Annotated in this window: 13 protein-coding genes; 4 read left to right on the plus strand and 9 right to left on the minus strand. The window is 59.7% G+C overall.

Going from position 1 to position 17,687, the window contains the following annotated elements:
* Positions 1 to 447: 447 nt before the first annotated feature.
* Together DXT88_RS21580 and pyk are read left to right on the plus strand one after the other, a co-directional pair.
* The gene (locus tag DXT88_RS21580) at positions 448 to 1,713 is read left to right on the plus strand and encodes a glycerate kinase type-2 family protein (protein ID WP_265215995.1); all 1,266 of its coding nucleotides are present in this window, start codon (positions 448 to 450) and stop codon (positions 1,711 to 1,713) included.
* Between the two features lie 51 nt (positions 1,714 to 1,764).
* On the plus strand, positions 1,765 to 3,183 hold the full coding sequence (gene pyk, locus DXT88_RS21585; RefSeq protein ID WP_265215996.1) for a pyruvate kinase: 1,419 nt from the start codon (positions 1,765 to 1,767) through the stop codon (positions 3,181 to 3,183).
* Here pyk and DXT88_RS21590 read toward each other — a convergent pair whose 3' ends face one another.
* The 9 genes from DXT88_RS21590 to DXT88_RS21630 form a co-directional block, all read right to left on the minus strand.
* Positions 3,184 to 4,206 (minus strand): DUF4917 family protein, encoded by a 1,023-nt coding sequence (locus DXT88_RS21590; protein ID WP_265215997.1) that lies wholly within the window; start codon positions 4,204 to 4,206, stop codon positions 3,184 to 3,186.
* A gap of 54 nt (positions 4,207 to 4,260) precedes the next feature.
* Positions 4,261 to 4,785, minus strand: coding sequence for a hypothetical protein (locus DXT88_RS21595; protein WP_265215998.1), 525 nt, complete (start codon positions 4,783 to 4,785; stop codon positions 4,261 to 4,263).
* An 85-nt stretch (positions 4,786 to 4,870) separates the two neighbouring features.
* Positions 4,871 to 5,404: a hypothetical protein gene (locus tag DXT88_RS21600; RefSeq protein ID WP_265215999.1), complete on the minus strand. Its 534-nt coding sequence runs from the start codon at positions 5,402 to 5,404 to the stop codon at positions 4,871 to 4,873.
* A 361-nt stretch (positions 5,405 to 5,765) separates the two neighbouring features.
* The gene (locus DXT88_RS21605) at positions 5,766 to 6,128 is read right to left on the minus strand and encodes an MmcQ/YjbR family DNA-binding protein (protein ID WP_265216000.1); all 363 of its coding nucleotides are present in this window, start codon (positions 6,126 to 6,128) and stop codon (positions 5,766 to 5,768) included.
* A gap of 144 nt (positions 6,129 to 6,272) precedes the next feature.
* Positions 6,273 to 8,003 carry a methyl-accepting chemotaxis protein gene (locus DXT88_RS21610; protein ID WP_265216001.1) on the minus strand — a complete coding sequence of 577 codons (1,731 nt, stop codon included), beginning with the start codon at positions 8,001 to 8,003 and terminating at the stop codon, positions 6,273 to 6,275.
* Between the two features lie 211 nt (positions 8,004 to 8,214).
* Positions 8,215 to 9,576 (minus strand): 8-oxoguanine deaminase, encoded by a 1,362-nt coding sequence (locus DXT88_RS21615; protein ID WP_265216002.1) that lies wholly within the window; start codon positions 9,574 to 9,576, stop codon positions 8,215 to 8,217.
* A gap of 468 nt (positions 9,577 to 10,044) precedes the next feature.
* Positions 10,045 to 11,814: an allantoate amidohydrolase gene (locus tag DXT88_RS21620; protein ID WP_265216003.1), complete on the minus strand. Its 1,770-nt coding sequence runs from the start codon at positions 11,812 to 11,814 to the stop codon at positions 10,045 to 10,047.
* Positions 11,815 to 11,905: 91 nt separating this feature from the next.
* Positions 11,906 to 13,309, minus strand: coding sequence for a nucleobase:cation symporter-2 family protein (locus DXT88_RS21625; RefSeq protein WP_029363276.1), 1,404 nt, complete (start codon positions 13,307 to 13,309; stop codon positions 11,906 to 11,908).
* Positions 13,310 to 13,533: 224 nt separating this feature from the next.
* Positions 13,534 to 14,469: a LysR substrate-binding domain-containing protein gene (locus DXT88_RS21630; protein WP_016833487.1), complete on the minus strand. Its 936-nt coding sequence runs from the start codon at positions 14,467 to 14,469 to the stop codon at positions 13,534 to 13,536.
* Positions 14,470 to 14,954: 485 nt separating this feature from the next.
* Here DXT88_RS21630 and DXT88_RS21635 point away from each other — a divergent pair, with 485 nt between their 5' ends.
* Both DXT88_RS21635 and DXT88_RS21640 read left to right on the plus strand, forming a co-directional pair.
* Positions 14,955 to 16,247, plus strand: coding sequence for a urate hydroxylase PuuD (locus tag DXT88_RS21635; protein ID WP_265216004.1), 1,293 nt, complete (start codon positions 14,955 to 14,957; stop codon positions 16,245 to 16,247).
* Positions 16,248 to 16,278: 31 nt separating this feature from the next.
* Positions 16,279 to 17,687, plus strand: a 1,409-nt coding sequence (locus DXT88_RS21640; RefSeq protein ID WP_265216005.1) for an HAL/PAL/TAL family ammonia-lyase, incomplete at its 3' end; no start/stop codon positions are given.

Below are 17,687 nucleotides of genomic sequence, written 5' to 3' on the forward strand. Positions count from 1 at the left end.
CCAACGGCGACTCATAAGCGGAATTCTTTTTTCGGCTCGCTTCGCATTGCCTTGGTTGGCTCGCCTGCGGCATCGTGATTTTCATTCGTGGTCTTTTTTGAGCGGTTGCGAAGAACTTCGACCGTCGCTCCATCTCCGTCCCCTGGCGATGCGCAGCGAGCCAGTCTGGAATTCCCGCTTGAGAGTAGCCGGTGGCGGTAGGTGCAAATCGGATAAAGAGGGGAAATTTGTCTGAGCGCAGCGAGTTTATTTCCCCTCCCGATTTGTGCCTGCCGACGCCGGGAACCCCCGAAGGGGGCTGCGAACCGCGGTCGCCTTTCTTTGCTTACTTTCTTTGGCGAAGCAAAGAAAGTGAGTAGCCGCCGGGCTACCCCCGGCAGGGTTGATCGAAGAGAGACCAAAATCAATTGCCACCGACCGAGAGTCGGAACAAAAGGAAACAACAGCATGCTGAACAACCCTAGCCAATTTCTCCTCGACCTCTACACCGCCGCCGTCTCCGCAGTAAGCGCAGAAAAGTCCCTCCCATCCTTCCTGCCCGAACCGCCAAAAACTGGCCGCACCATCGTCATAGGCGCAGGCAAAGGCGCAGCAGCCATGGCCAAGACAGTAGAGCAGCACTGGCCCGGAAAAATATCAGGACTGGTAGTCACCAGATACGGCCACGGCGCCGACTGCAAACAAATCGAAGTCGTCGAAGCCTCCCACCCAGTCCCCGACGAAGCCGGCCGCCAGGCCGCCGCCCGCATGCTGGCCATGGCCAACGGCCTCACCAAGGACGACCTGGTCCTCTGCCTGATCTCCGGCGGCGGCTCCGCATTGCTCGCCCTCCCGGCCGAAGGCATCACCCTCGCACAAAAGCAGGCCATCAACAAAGCCCTGCTCAACAGCGGCGCCAACATCTTTGAAATGAACTGCGTACGCAAACATCTCTCGGCCATCAAAGGCGGCCGCCTCGCCCTGGCCTGTGCGCCGGCGCGCGTGGTGACGCTGATGATCTCCGACATTCCCGGCGACGACCCCGGCATCGTCGCCAGCGGCCCGACCTTGCCCGACGCCACCACCTGCGCCGAGGCATTGGCGGTGCTGCGTAAATACAAGATCGACGTTCCGCCATCGGTGCAAGCGCATCTGGAGTCCGGCATCGGCGAAACCCCCAAGCCCGGCGATGAACGTCTCAAAGAAAACGAACACCACGTCATCGCCACCGCCCAGCAAGCCTTGCAGGCTGCGGCGACAGCGGCACGCGCCGTCGGCGTCACGCCCTACATCCTGTCCGACGACATGGAGGGCGAAGCGCGCGACATCGGTCTCGCGCACGCCGCCATCGCCAGGCAGATCGCCCGGTACGACCAGCCGTTCAAGAAACCCTGCGTGCTGATCTCCGGCGGTGAAACTACCGTTACCGTGCGCGGCAGCGGTCGCGGCGGGCGCAATGCGGAATTCCTGCTCAGTCTCGCCAATGCACTCAACGGCGCACCCGGCATGCACGCGATAGCCTGCGACACCGACGGCATCGACGGCTCCGAAGACAACGCCGGCGCCATCTATCAACCCGACTCCATGAAGCGCGCCGCAGAACTCGGCCTCAATCCGAAGGCACTGCTGGAGAACAACGACGGCTACGGTTTCTTCAGCGCGCTCGGCGACCTTGTCGTCAGCGGCCCGACCCGCACCAACGTCAATGACTTCCGCGCCATCCTGATCCTGTAGGAACATCGAGGCCGTGCACCAACAACACTAACAACATCAAGGAGACCGTCCATGCGACGTCAACGCCAGGCAAAAATCGTAGCCACACTCGGCCCCGCCAGCGCCACCAAAGAAATGATCAAAGCGCTGTTCGAAGCCGGCGCCGATGTGTTTCGCTTCAACTTCAGTCACGGCACCCACGCCGACCATCACGCCCGTTTTGAAATCGTGCGCGCCGTCGAAAGAGAAGTCGGTCGTCCGATCGCCATCCTCGCCGACCTGCAAGGCCCCAAGCTGCGTGTCGGCCAGTTCGCCGAGGGGAAGGTCCAGTTGGAAGCGGGGCAGGAGTTCATCCTCGACCGCGACACCACGCCCGGCGACAACACCCGCGTCTGCCTGCCGCATGCCGAGTTGTTCGAAGTCATCGCCGCCGGCCAGTCGCTGCTGCTCGACGACGGCAAGCTGCGCCTGCAAGTGCTCGACAGCGATGGCCAGCGCATCAGCACCAGGGTCATCAACGGCGGCGCCTTGTCCGATCGTAAGGGTGTCAACGTACCCGACGCCGTGCTGCCGATTCCCGCCCTGACCGAGAAAGACAAACGCGACCTGGCCTTCGCCCTGGAACTCGGCGTCGACTGGATCGCGCTGTCCTTCGTCCAGCGCCCCGAAGACGTGCACGAAGCCCGCGCCCTGATCAACGGCCGCGCCGCGGTCCTGTCCAAACTGGAAAAGCCCGCGGCACTCGACCGCCTCGATGAAATCATCCAGGCCTCCGACGCCATCATGGTCGCGCGCGGCGACCTCGGCGTGGAGCTGCCGCCCGAGCGCGTGCCCGGCACGCAAAAGCGCATCCTGCGCGTCTGCCGCCAGCACGGTCGTCCCATCGTCATCGCCACGCAAATGCTGGAGTCGATGATCACGAGTCCCGTGCCGACCCGTGCCGAAGTCTCCGACGTCGCCGCCGCCATTTACGACGGCTCCGACGCCGTCATGCTGTCGGCCGAATCCGCCAACGGCAGCTACCCGCTGCAAGCCGTCGCCATGATGGACCGCGTCATCAGCGAAGTCGAACGCGACCCGCTCTACCGCAACATGCTCGACGCCCAGCAGGAGACGCCAGAATCCAATAGCTCCGACGCGATCTGCTCCGCCTTGCGCGACGTCACCCGCATCGTCGGCGCCACCGCCACCGTGACCTACACCAGCTCCGGCCACACCAGCCTGCGCGCCGCCCGCGAACGCCCGATGGCGCCGATCCTGAGCATCACGCCGAAGATTGCGACTGCGCGCAAGTTGGCGTTGGTATGGGGCGTGCATTCAACGATCAGCGACCAGATCCACAACGAAAGCGAAATGGTCAGCGCCGCATGCCAGACGGCATTGAAGGAAGGATTTGCAAAGAAGGGCGACCAGATCGCGATCACCGCCGGCATGCCCTTTGGGCAGCCGGGGAGTACTAATTTGTTGAGGTTGGCGGAGGTGTGGGGGTAACTATCTTCCCCACACTCTCGCGGTAGACGCGTCGAAATAGGCAACCGCGAGCGGCCTTTTTGCGGAGCGTCCCTCTGCTAATTGATCTGCCCGACGCATGATGAATTTATTTGCCTCAGTATTTGGGTCTCCATATAACCCAACATAGAGCTTGGCAATTTTTCCTCGTTTTATGCAGCGGAGGTAGTGGTCATCGTTCTCGGCCAACGAATGGCCAAAAATGAAAAGAGTCCCTTGTATCGCGGAAAAGCTTCTATAGGCTTTCGCCAAGTAGTCGTTGTGTCTTACTCGTTCATATTTTTCGTTGCTCGTTCCCTCTGAAACAAATATGGGAAACAGATTTTTATTCAAAGCATCCCGAATTTGATTAATCAAACGAACACCGGTGTTATTCCAAGTGTATTTCTTGATCTCAATACCAGAATCGAAAACATGCAGCGCACCGTGGAGGAACCACATATCTTGTTCGTGACTTTGACTAGGTTCCCAGACTACATAAGATGACTCAAAATCGTCTGGTGGTTTTCTGAACCCATCATCAGATTTTGGACGTTCTCCTTGGGGGACGTGCATTTGTACCCAATATAGTAGGAGGTCGTAGTTCAGAGTGTAGATAGTCTTAAAGTTTGCAAGAAATTCGCGACATGCCTGATATTCTTCCTCCGATATTTCTCCTGGCCAAGCTGGATGTGTGGCAGCAATTGTCTGAACTAATAGCTCTCGCAATCCTGCCGCATCTTGAGCAAGTTGCTCGGCCAATTCTTGGGGACCTATGTAGGTCGAAACAAGTTTATTTGCGTCCTGAAGTGCTTTAATGACTTTTTCAAAGTCTTGTGTATTGAGAGCTTGGAATCCTAGGCGAGCAGTTTTTGAAATGTTCTCGAAGTTCGCTTGCTCAAAGAGTTTTCCATACGCAAAAATATTCGGTCGACATGCGATGCTGAAGCCGTTCCCAAGGAGAATATGGAGAGGGCCGACGTTTTTAGCTTCTTCTAATGCGTCGTGGAAATCTAACAGTGCCATAAGTCTCCCCCGGTTGTGATGTAGCGTGTTTTATTTTTTCTTCAAAACAGCTTTTTATTTCTCAAAAAATCCCAGCTTGGCCGAACCCTTGATTTCAACCTTTTCACCAACGACCGTCTTGGTCACTTCTTCTTCAATCCAAACCGCGGAATAGGATTCATCAAGAGCACCGCGCAGGACATAGACCTTGTTCGGTTCGGGCGTGAAGACGATATCTCCTGTCACCTGATACACCGTGCCGGCCATGGCAAGAATCGGTGCGGCGTAGATGGTGCGGGCAGCGACAGATACTTTTGTTTCTCTGGCCGGAATTTTTCGCTCTGCTTCCACGACGTTCATCATCATGCCGCGACCTTCATTCTGGCGCCGGGTCTTGAAGCGCATGTTGTCGATGTTGTTGCCGTCGACGGTGAGCGCGTAATACATGTCAGCCTTGCTAGTGCTCATGACGGTTGCCGAATCCTTCAGCACCGCCGTCGGACCGGCATAGCCGTCCGGGATCGCAGTTTTGAACGGAGCACAGGCCGTCAATATGACAACGCTGCTCAACAGTACAAGTCGGGAAAGCAGTTTCTTCATTTCAATCTATCTCCAATGTTCGCTGACTTGGCAGCAGGCGTGCCGTCACCGATGGCCGGCGTGCCGACCATCGGTTTTAGCCGGCTCAGTTTGCCAGCTTTTTGAATTGCGGATTCTTGATCACATCACGAATCAACTGCTGGACGGCAGGGCCGAATGCCTGGGCGACTTCCTGGCAAGCCTTGTCGGCAACGAAGCTGCCGGAGAAATTCATCGTCGACTTGGTGGTGAAACTGTCATTCCTGCTGTTCGAGAGCGTCAGTGTAAACAGCCACTTTCCGTCAGTCATGCCGGAGCTGAAATCGACTTCTTCCAGTTTTCCGGACAGTTTGAGGGGGGAGGCCGCATCATATGCGCCGGCAAGCTTCAGCTCGTCGATGAGTGCTTTCTCGATGTATGTCTCGAAGCTCGGGACCACTGTCACAGGGCCGGCGGCACGGCAGGTAATCGATGTAAGTCCGGGTTTGGATGATTGGAATTTTTCAACGGCAACAGGCTTGATGCCTGCTGCTTTGATTGCATCCACGTTTTGCACCGAAGCGCCGTAAGGGGAGGCATTGTATGCGCATCCTGTGAGCAGGGTGGCGGCGACGATCAAGGACAGTGACGCTAATTTCATGTGAAGCTTTCAGGTGGTGGGAAGACTTTTATCGCGAGTCCGGGCAATTCTGCAGCGATACAGGAGAGGAGGAAATCCGAAGCGACAGCAGGCAGCGAGCAATGGCGAAGACGCCGACGCGCAGAGGAAGAAGGTGGATACGATTAGAAAATACCGAGAAGGATGCGGGAAGGATCGAGCGCGACATCAAGCCGATGTCATTCCCCTTTAATTTCCCCGAAGTAAGCATGTATGTTTTATTGGCAGCTTGCAAGCGAGTGTTGGTTATGTAACCAATCTGCTCATTTTTTAGTGAGAAGATATTAAGTCAAAGTTGAGAAAAAGAATAGCCTCCCATCAAGCAATGCTGTTTCGGTAAGAATCATGTCCCATCAAACAAGGCTTTGCGCCGCTTCACACTCAAGCCCGCCAACGCCTTCTCATAAGCCCACTGCACCAGCTCCTTCAAATACTCCTCCGGCATCATCCGCACATCCACAATCGTGATCCAGTGAAACCGCGCCATGTAGCGCGCCGGCTTGATGCCCGGCATGTCGGTCAGTTCGATGAAGCGCTCGGGGCTGACGCGGAAGCTGAAGCGCCATTTTTCGGGATCGCTGGTCTTGAACCAGGCGAAGTTTTTTTCGCCGATGGAATACACCAGGATATTGGATGGCGGCAAGGCGAGGTGTGAGGTCACGGCCGGTAGATCGCCGCAGAATTTTTTGAGTTGTGTGTGGTTCATGGTCGCCGCATCTTCGTCGCGTTGGGATCGGCGTATTGTAATCACGGAATGAAAAAGCGGCGCGTCTGTCACTGACGCGCCGCTTTTTTATTTGCTGAATCTGCTACCCATCATGCATTGCCGGCGGCAAGGATGATCAATGCATCAGAACTGTTCCCAGTCGTCATCCTTGCCGACTGTCGCTGCAACCGGCCTGGAAGCCGGCGCCAATGCAGGCACGGCAGCGACAGCCGCAGCCGGTTTCTTCATCTGCTTCAGTTGCACTGGCCGTGGTGTGACGTCAATCGCCGCCGTCTTCCGTGCAGAAGTGGACTCCGCTCCGGCAACCTGCTGGTCCAGCTTGAACACGCTCACCAGTTGCATCAGTTTCGCGGCCTGATCCTGCAGCGATTGCGCGGCGGCGGCAGACTGCTCCACCAGCGCGGCGTTCTGCTGCGTGGTTTCGTCGATGCTGGTGATGGCGCGGCCGACTTCGTCGATGCCCTGGCTTTGTTCCTGGCTGGCGGCGCTGATTTCGCCGACGATATCCGTTACTCGTTTTACGCTGGCGACGACTTCGGTCATGGTGGTGCCGGCTTGCTCGACCAGCTTGCTGCCGGTGTCGACCTTGGCGACGGAGTCGTCGATGAGGATCTTGATTTCCTTGGCGGCGGCGGCGCTGCGCTGGGCCAGGCTGCGTACTTCGCTGGCGACCACCGCAAAGCCGCGGCCCTGTTCGCCGGCGCGGGCGGCTTCCACTGCCGCGTTCAATGCGAGGATGTTGGTCTGGAAGGCGATACCGTCGATTACGCCGATGATGTCGACGATCTTGCGCGACGAATCGTTGATCGAGCTCATGGTGTCGACCACCTTGCCGACCACGGTGCCGCCGTCGACGGCGACGCTGGATGCGGATACGGCAAGTTGGTTGGCCTGGCGCGCGTTGTCGGCGTTTTGCCGGACGGTGGAGGTGAGTTCTTCCATGGCGGAGGCGGTTTCTTCCAGCGAGCCGGCTTGCTGTTCGGTGCGTGCCGAGAGATCCATGTTGCCGGTGGCGATTTCACTCGACGCCGTGGCGATGGTGTCGGTGCCCTGGCGCACCTGGCTGACGATGTTGTAGAGGTTGCCGTTCATGGTTTGCAGCGCGGACATGAGCTGGCCGGTTTCGTCGGTGGATTTGACTTCGACTTTGGTGGTGAGGTCGCCGTCTGCCACGCGGCGGGCGACGTCGACTGCTTCGGTCAGCGGCCGCGTGATGCTGCGCGAGACCAGCCAGGCGACGGCGGCGGACAGCAGCAAGGTGATGGCCGCGAGCGTGTTGATGATCATGCGGGCGCTGCCTGATTCCGCGCCGGCCTTGTCGCCGGCGGCGTCCATCAGGCCGCCCTGGTAGTCGAACATGGCGTCGAGCGCGATGAAGTATTTGATCTGCAGCGGCATGAACTGTTGCGGCAGGTAAGCCTTGGCTTCCTCGACCTGGCCGGCGAGAGCCAGCTTCAGGAGGCCGTCGCGCACGGGGAGGTAGGCGTCGCGCGCGGTCATGGCGTCCTTGACGTAACGCTTGTCTTCGTCGGTCTTTGCAATCGTTTGCATTTGCGCGAGACTTTCGTTCATCTTCTTGTCGGCGGCGGTGGCGTCGCCGACCAGGAATTTGATCTTGTCGGCATCGCTGGTCAGCATGATGTCGCGGATGTCGAGGGCGATCTTGTTGACCTGGATCTGGATGGTGTTGGCCAGCACGGTCTTGGGGTAGCGGTCCTTGGTGATCAGGTTGATGCCGTCGTTGAGGCGGCCCAGTTGCATATTGCTGAGCGCCGTGATGGCGACCAGCAGGACGATCACGATGCCGAAGCCGATGGCGAGGCGTTGGCCGATTTTCATGTTGGCGATTTTCATGGGGATACCTTTGCTGTTCAGTGGACTGCGAAACGTTGCGCCAGTCATGTGTGGCGTTACCTAAAAGGCAATTCTCATGCCATCAATTTCAAGCATTTCCGCCGTGCAATTATGTCGACGGCGCATGGCAAAACATTCCGGGCTGCTCGGGTGGAGCGGGCCGGAATGTCGTTCTTTTTTTTAATTATTAGTGCTTGCTGCTTACTGCATGTCAGTTCGCTGCATCGGCCAGTTCAAATGCCAGCGCGTTATGGCGCTCAATGACTGATCCGAGATCGATCGTTGTGCATTGACCTTCGCGCACGATCACGCGACCGTTGATGATGCTGTAGGACACGTTGGCCGGCGTGCAGAACACCAGCGCCGCGACCGGGTCGTGCAGCGCGCCGGCGAAACCGATCTGATCCAGCTTGAACATCGCCACGTCGGCCGACATGCCCGGCTTCAGTGCGCCGATGTCGTCGCGGTTCAATACCTTGGCGCCGCCCAGCGTGGCGATTTCCAGCGCCTGCCGTGCGGTCATGGCGTCCGGGCCGAAACCGACGCGTTGCAGCAGCATGGCCTGGCGCACTTCACCGAGCATGTGGGCACCGTCGTTGGAAGCGCTGCCGTCGACGCCGAGGCCAACCGGCACACCTGCGGCGATCATCTTGCGGATCGGGGCGATGCCGGAGGCCAGGCGCATGTTGGAGCAGGGGCAGTGCGCCACGCCGGTGCCGGTGCGTGCGAACAGGTCGATGCCGTGGTCGTCGAGCTGGACGCAGTGCGCATGCCAGACGTCGTGGCCGACCCAGCCGCAGTCTTCGGCGTATTCGGCCGGGGTCATGCTGAATTTCTCGCGGCTGTAGGCGATGTCGTTGACGTTTTCGGCGAGGTGGGTGTGCAGCGAGACCTTGTAGCTGCGCGCCATGTTGGCGGCCTCGCGCATGAGGTCGCGCGAGACCGAGAACGGTGAACAGGGCGCGACCACGATGCGTTGCATGGCGTGGCGGCTGTGGTCGTGGTAGGTCTCGATCAGGCGTTGCGTATCGCGCAGGATGTCGTTCTCGTCTTCGACCACGCGGTCCGGCGGCAGGCCGCCTTTCGACTGGCCGACGCTCATCGCGCCGCGCGCGCCGTGGAAGCGCATGCCGATTTCCTGGGCGGCTTCGAGGCTGTCGTCGAGGCGGGTCTTGTTCGGGTAGATGTAGAGGTGGTCGCTGCTGGTGGTGCAGCCGGAGAGGATCAGTTCGGCCATCGCGGTGAGCGTGGAGACCTTGATCATTTCCGGCGTCAGGCCGGCCCAGATCGGATAGAGGTTGGTGAGCCAGTTGAACAGTTCGCCGTCTTGCGCGGCGGGGATCACGCGCGTGAGGCTTTGGTACATGTGGTGGTGGGTGTTGATCAGGCCGGGCAGCACCACGTGGTTGCTTGCGTCAATGATTTCGTCGGCGGTTTGGGGGAGGTCGGCGGTTTGGCCTACTTGTTCGATGATGTTGTTGCGGATGAAGAGGGCGCCGTTTTTGATTTCTTCTCTGGTGTCGTTCATTGTTACTACGACGGTGGCGTTTTTGATCAATAGGGTTTTGGTCATTTGGGACTCACTGGGTTGTGTTTGGTGTTGGGTGTTGATTCGGCGCCGGTGATAGTGGAGTCCCTTTTAAACCCTATTAACGCTTTGCCTGGCTTTGTTGATTGTTTCTTTTTTGTTGCGCGTGTTGGTTGTTGATGCTGTTCGCTCTTCGATCAACCCTGCCGGGGGTAGCCCGGCGGCTACTCACTTTCTTTGCTCCGCCAAAGAAAGTAAGCAAAGAAAGGGTTGGAGCACTGCTCCAACGCAACGATTCGCCGCCTCGCTTTGCGAGGTTCCCGTTGGCGCCGCACTCAAATCGGGAAGGGAAACAAACTCGCTGCGCTCAGACAAGTTTCCCTTCTTTATCCGATTTGAGCACGNNNCCAACGGCGACTCATAAGCGGAATTCTTTTTTCGGCTCGCTTCGCATTGCCTTGGTTGGCTCGCCTTCGGCATCGTGCTTTTCTGCTCGGGTGAACTCGTTACTGCCTAAACCTTCGCCTTAAAATTCCGCAAGAAATCCAGCAGGATCTGCGCCGACACCTCTGCATCATCCGCCGTCATCGTCTCCAACGGATTGTGGCTGATGCCGCCGTTGCCGCAGCGTGTGAACAGCATGGCGACGTCGGTCATCTTGGCGATTGTCATGGCGTCGTGACCTGCGCCGGAGGCGAGTTCGAATGGTTTGACGCCGGCGCGTTCGGTGGCGGCGGCCAGTTGGTTCATCAGCCAGCGTGCACATGGGGCAGCCGGGGCGGAGACGGTCTTTTCGATGGTGACGTCGACGCTGCGGCGTTGGCAGATTTCTTCGATCTTTTTCAAGACGTCGGCGACTGCCGCATCGCGTACGTCATCGGCGGCGGCGCGGATGTCGAGCGACAGCGTGCACGCGCCGGGGATGACGTTGGTGGAACCGTTCGGGACTTGCAGCTGGCCTACCGTGCCGACCAGCGAGGCGTGCTGGTCTTCGCCGCAACGCTGCTCGACGTAGAGGATGATTTCTGCGGCGGCAGCGGCGGCGTCCTTGCGCATGTTCATCGGCGTGGTGCCGGCGTGGCTGGCGACGCCTTTGAGGTTGACCAGGTAGCGCGAGCTGCCGGCAATCGAGGTGACGATGCCGACCGGAAGGTCGCGGTTGAGCAGGACCGGGCCTTGTTCGATGTGGACTTCGACGTAGCCGAGCAGGTCGGACGGGTCGCGTGCGATCCGTGGAATTGCGGTGACGTCGTGGCCGGCCTGCGTGAGCACGTCGCGCATGCTGACGCCGTCGCGGTCGGTGAGGTTGAGCAGGTTGAGGTCGAACTGGCCGATGATGGCGTTGCTGCCCAGGAAGGTGCTCTTGAAGCGCACGCCTTCTTCTTCCGAGAAACCGATGATTTCAAAATGGAAGGGCAGGGTCTCGCCTTTTTCATGCAGGTGCTTGACGATGGCGATCGGCAGCAGGATGCCTTCGCGGCCGTCGTACTTGCCGCCGTTGCGCACCGTGTCGTAGTGCGAGCCGGTCATCAATGTCTTGGCTTGCGGGTCGGTCGAGAGGTAGCGGCCGACCACGTTGCCGACCGCGTCGATGTGCGCGTGCATGCCGGCTTCGCGCATCCAGTGGGCGATCTGGTCGGCGGTGCGGCGATGGGCGTCGGTCATGTAGGTGCAGGTCAGGGCGCCTTCGTCTTCGCTCCAGGCGCCGATTTCTTCGGCCCATTCCATGATGGCGGCGCCAATGGCCGGGGTATGGCCGAGCAGGTCGTTGATGCGCATTTCGGCAATGCGGCCGATCTGACGCAGCGCTTCGCGCAGTTCGTCTTCGGGCTGGTTGCGCAGGCGGCGGGTGAAGGTGGTGATGATTTGCTGGCGCGTCAGGCCCTTGCCGGTGGCACCTTTCACCGCGAGGATGAAGGGGAAGCCGAACCTGGCGTTGTAGTCGCCGTTGAGTTTTTGCAGCGTGGCGAATTCTTCCGGCGTGCACAGGTTGAGGCCGGCCTTGGCTTGCTCGCCGGTCGACTCGGCGGTCAGTTCGCCGGCGATGGCGGCTTTGCCTGCCAGCTCGGGGTGGGCGCGGATCAGGCCCAGTTGCTCTGCGCGGTCGGCGCCGGTGACCACGCTTTGCAGCGCCTGTTTCAGGGCCGTGATGTTGGCGAAAGGGCCGAGTTTCGCTGCGCGTTCGGGAATCCACGGCGAATGCTCATAGATCCCGTGCAGGGTGTTGACGAAAGCCGGTACGTCGCGCGCGGCGCTGCCGTTCAATTGTTCTAGTGTGGTCATCGTGATAGCTGTTGCCGATAGGTGCCAATAAATACGGATGGTTGCTGACTGCTTTGACAGGACGGTGCCCCGTCCTGTCGTACTTCAAGTGTTAATGATCGGAACTCTGTGCCGCCGCCAGTGCATAACCGGCGACTTCTTCGTCGTTGCCGCGGCCGTTGAAGAATACATTCAACACGACCGCCATGGTGGATGCAAGCAATATGCCACTATGGAAGATAGTGGACAAGAAGCCCGGCATCTTGTCAAAGAAGGTCGGCGCCACGATCGGGATCATGCCCACGCCGATGCTGATGGCGACGATGAACAGGTTGTTGCGGTTGGTGTTGAAGTCGACCTTGGCCAGGATCTTGATCCCGGTCGCCGCCACCATGCCGAACATCACGATGCCGGCCCCGCCCAGCACGAATTGCGGGATCGATGCGGCCACGTGCGCCATTTTGGGGAACAGGCCGAACGCCGCCAGGATTACGCCGGCAGCCACGCAGACATAGCGGCTGCGGATGCCGGTGACGCCGACCAGACCGACGTTCTGCGAGAACGAGGTGTACGGGAAGGTATTGAAGACGCCGCCGATCACCGTGCCGAGACCGTCCACGCGCAGGCCGCGCGCCAGTGTCTTGTCGTCGACCTTCTTCTCGACGATGTCGCCCAGCGCCATGAACATGCCGGTCGATTCGATCATGGTGACGATCATGACCAGGCACATGCTGATGATGGAGCCGACGTCGAATTGCGGCCAGCCGTAGTGGAAAGGTTTGATCACGGCGAACCATTCCGTTGCGCCGAGACCGTCAAAGTTGATCTTGCCCAGCGACAAGGCGATGACGAAGCCGACCACCATGCCCATCAGCACCGAGATATTGGCGATGAAGCCCTTGACGTATTTGGTGATGAGCAGGATGGAGACGAGGACCACGGCGGCAATCGCCAGGCTCAGCGGGGAGCCGTAGTCGGGATTCGGGATTTTGACGAAGACGCCGTCGACCAGCTTGCCGATGATGGGTTGGCCGCCGGCCGCCCAGTTGATGCCGACGCCCATCAGCGATACCCCGATCACCGTGATGACGGTGCCGGTCACCACCGGCGGGAAGTAGCGCATGAGCTTGCTCATGTAGGGCGACGCCAGGATGCAGAATATCCCTGACGCGATGACGGCCCCGTAGATATGAAGGATGCTCAGGGAGGGATTGTTGGCCATGGCGACCATCGGCCCGACGGCGGCGAAGGTGACTCCCATCATCACCGGCATGCGGATGCCGAACTTCCAGATGCCGAGGCTTTGAATGATGGTGACCAGGCCGCAGCAGAACAGATCGGCGCTGATCAGGTAGGCAATTTCGGATTTAGGCAGGTTTAGGGCACCGCCGACGATGAGCGGTACTGCGATGGCGCCGGCATACATCACGAGTACGTGTTGCATGCCCAGCGCGGCGAGTTTGAGTATCGGCAGTCTTTCGTCTACCGGGTGACCCTGAGGGCTTTGGGTTGTCATGGCTGTCTCCAAGTTTTTATATGGAGGCCGCTGCCGGTTTCAGATGCGACGGCGACGGCCTCTCGTCAAGTCCTTGCAGAAGGATGCAGATTCTGAGCAGGATCCTCCGTACAGGCTTGTGGGCCGATACTAAAGTAAATCGCTCAGTCCGATATATAGGTCAGCCAATACTCGTTTTCTGAATGTGGATATAAGCAGCGTGATGCCGATGTTGCCTGGAAGCCTTAATTGACAAGCATCTTGGCGGCGGCGCTGACCTGCGCGCGCAGCCATTTATGCTCGGTCGCCTGATGCACGCGCTCATGCCACAGCTGGTAAAAACGCAGCGGCGGAAACTTGATCGGCACGCTGTAACTCTTCAGCGACAAGGTCTTTTCATAGAAGCTGGCGAATTGCTGGCCGGCGCTCAGAACCAGGTCGGTCTGCGCCACCATGTAGGGCAGCATGCGGAAGTGCGCCGACTCCACCACGACGTTGCGATGCAGGTTCTGCTTCTCAAGGAAGGTGTCGATGGTGCCGTGATAGCCGGGCAAGATTTGCGACGGCGCCGCGTGCGGCAGGGTCAGATAATCCTCGATGGTCATGGCGTCCTTGGCGGTGCGTTTGGCATAGGCGCAATCGGAGCGCATCAGGCAGACGATGGGGTCGTCGAACAGTTTGGACAAATGCAGGTGCGGCGGCGGCTCGTCCCAGTTGGCGATGACGAGGTCGAGTTCGCCATCCGACAGCAGGCGCACATAGTCGGTCTCCGGTCCGAGCGCGTGGATCACGATATGGCTCTTGGGCGATTCGCGGCGCAGGCGGGCGATGACCTCGGTGAAGAAGGGCGTGTTCATGTAATCGGGTGCGGCGATGTGGAAGGTGCGCGCCTCTTCCTGCGGAACGAAAGCGGTTTTCGGCACGAACAAGCGCTCGGTTTCATCGAGGATGCGCTTGGCCGGCTTGAGCAGGCTCTCGCCGTGCTGGGTCGGCACCATGCCGCGTGCGCCGCGCACCAGCAGCGGATCGCCGGTGAGTTCGCGCAGCTTGCGCAGCGAGGCCGAGATCGAGGGCTGCGGCTGGTTGAGCTTGAGGGCGACGCGCGAGACGTTCTTTTCGCACAGCAACAGATAAAGAATGCGGATCAGGTGGATATCGAGATGGTCTGGCAGCCTGGACATGATTGTCTCCGGGTAACTGGTAAAGCGAGGCGGGCGTCTGCGCAGGGCGCGCTGGACTGCCTTCTTACCCGTGGAGGGTGGCCGCACGTTGTTGATGTTATGAAAGGTCTCTGGTTATATTTTTTGGCGTATAGAGCTTCCCACATAACCTGCTCATTGTTGTATATGAATATGCGTATGTCAAATATAAGCGATTGGCAATGTTTTAAAGCGCCAACACGTTTATCGTTCCAGCATCCCGGTCGCACCCTCCGTGCGCAGGCTGCGACTGAGAAAAAATAACAGATGGCAATTGCCATCGAGGTCGTCGCGGCAGCAGGTAACGAGGATTTACGCAGAGGCAGGAGACGCTCTGCGCAAGTCTTCTTATTTATCCGGAGCATGCGTTTTGCATTGCGCCGGATCGACCGTTTTGTGATCTGAGGCCCGGCCTCGCTCACCTGGAGCGCCCGCAGTGGCAGGTGAGGAACAAACGTGGGGAAGACATGGAAGCATTGTTCGTATCGTATGGCGTCGAGTGGCTCAATCTGCTGGTGCGCTGGCTGCATCTGATCACCGGGATTGCGTGGATCGGCGCCTCGTTCTATTTCGTCTGGCTGGACAATTCCATCCGTCCTCCCAAGCCGGGCAGCGACCTCGCCAAGAAGGGTGTCTCCGGTGAATTGTGGGCCGTGCACGGCGGCGGCTTCTACAACCCGCAAAAATACCTGGTCGCGCCTTCCGAATTGCCGGAAGAACTGCACTGGTTCAAATGGGAAGCCTACGCCACCTGGATCAGCGGCTTCGCGATGCTGTTCATCGTCTATTACTTCAACGCCTCGGCCATGATGGTCGACAAGTCGGTTGCCGATCTCTCCGGCCTGCAATCGGTCGGCGTCGGCCTCGGCACGCTGGTGCTCGGCTGGATCGTCTACGACCTGCTGTGCAAATCGCCGCTGGGAAAACGCGAAGGCCTGCTCGGCGCGGTCATGTTCGTCTTCATCGTCGCCGTGGCCTATGTGCTGACGCACCTGCTGAGCGGCCGCGCGGCCTACATCCATGTCGGCGCGATGATCGGCACCATCATGGTCGGCAACGTGCTGATGGTGATCATCCCCGGCCAGCGCAAGCTGGTGGAAGCCATGAAGGAAGGCAAGTCGCCCGACCCGATCTACGGCAAGAAGGGCAAGCAGCGCAGCGTGCACAACAACTACTTCACGCTGCCTATCCTGTTCATCATGATCAGCAACCACTACGCGATGACCTATACCCACGCGTACAGCTGGCTGGTGCTGGCGGCGATCATGGCCGCCGGCGTGCTGATCCGTCACTTCTTCAACCTGCGCCATGCCGGCAAGGTCTCGATCGGTTTCCCGATTGCCGGTTGCGTGTTGTTGCTGGGCGTGGCGATCGCGATTGCGCCGAAGCCGTTGCCGAAGGTTGTCGCTGTACCGGTAGCATCTATTGTCACTGCGCCAGCCGCGACTGCGGGTGTAACGGCGGACAGCGGAGCAACTGTACCTGTCGCCGCCACGGCAAGCGGCGTAGACTTTGCGCGCGTGCAGGAAGTCATCACCCAGCGCTGCGCCAGCTGCCACTCCGCACAGCCGACGCAGGCAGGTTTCGCCACGGCGCCGGCCGGCATGATGCTGCAAACGCCGGAACTGATCCGCCAGCACGCCGCCAAGGTGTACCAGCGCGCGGTCCAGACCAGGGACATGCCGCTGGCCAACATGACGCACATGACCGACGAAGAGCGCGCGCTGATCGGCGCCTGGTTCGAAGCGGGCGCGAAGTAATCCGACCGACAAAGAAATTCAAGGAATATTCATGACCACCATCACCATCGACGGTTTCAACCTCACCGCTGCGCAAGTCGTCAGCGTCTCCAGAGTGGCCGCCGGCACCAACGGCACCAACGGCGCCTACGCCAAGGTCGCGCTCGCCGACTCCTCGCGCACCGCCCTGAAACAGAGCCGCGACTTCATCGAGTCGACCTGGATGCACGACGAAGCGCCCATGATGTACAGCTTCAACACCGGCGTCGGCCTGCTGAAGGACACCCGCATCAAGGTCGAACACATTGAGCTGTTCCAGACCCAGCTGATCAAGGCCCACAGCGCCGGCATCGGCGAGCCGTTCTCCGAAGAAGTCAGCCGCGCCACCATGCTGCTGCGGGCCAATGCCTTCGCCAGCAATTACTCCGCGCCGCGCGTGGAAGTGGTCGATCGCCTGCTGGACTTCATCAATGCCGGCATCCATCCGATCATGCCGCAAAAGGGTTCGGTCGGGGCCTCCGGCGACCTCGCGCCGCTGGCTTACCTCGCGGCTGCGATTGTCGGTTTCGACGAAGCCGAAGTGATGTACCAGGGCAAGCGCATGAGCGCGCCCGAAGCCATCACCAAGGCCGGCATCGGTCCGGTCAAGTTCGATTTGAAGGCCAAGGACGCCTCGGCCCTGATCAACGGCTGCACCGTTTCTCTCGCTGTTGCCGTACTGGCCGCGCACGATTCGCGCAACCTGCTGACCGACGCCTGCCTGTCGCTGGGCCTGACGCTGGAAGCCATGCGCGCCGAGATGTCCGCCTTCGATCCACGCATCCAGCAGGCGCGTCCGCACGCCGGCCAGATCAAGACCGCCGCCGTCATCCGCACCTTGCTCAAGGGGTCCACCCGCACCACGCATGAAGCACGTTCGGTGCAACTGCCGGACGAATCGCGCCGCACCGACATTCCGTACTCGTCGCGGATCCAGGACGTCTACTCGCTGCGCTGCGCGCCGCAGGTCTACGGCCCGGTGTTCGATGCGCTGGATTACATCGACACCATCATCGACAAGGAAATCAATTCCGCCACCGACAATCCGCTGATCTTCAGCAAAGAAGAAGCGGAAGGCGGCGGCTTCGAGATCATCTCCGGCGGCAATTTCCACGGCCAGTACCTGGCGCAGGCGATGGACTTGCTGGCGATGACCATCACCGATCTCGGCAGCATCTGCGAGCGCCGCATTGCGCGCCTGATCGACCCGACCCTGTCGTGGGGCTTGCCGCGCAACCTGATGAGCGGCGTGCGCGGCGTCAACACCGGCTATCCGGTGGTGCAATGCTCGATGAGTTCACTGGTGATGGAAAACCGCACCTTGTCCATGCCGGGCAGCGTCGACAGCATCCCGTCCAAGGGCAACAGCGAAGACCACGTCTCCAACTCGACCTGGTGCGCGCGCAAGGCGGCTACGGTGGT

It is taken from the genome of Herbaspirillum lusitanum, assembly GCF_026127345.1.
Taxonomy (GTDB): domain Bacteria; phylum Pseudomonadota; class Gammaproteobacteria; order Burkholderiales; family Burkholderiaceae_D; genus Herbaspirillum; species Herbaspirillum lusitanum.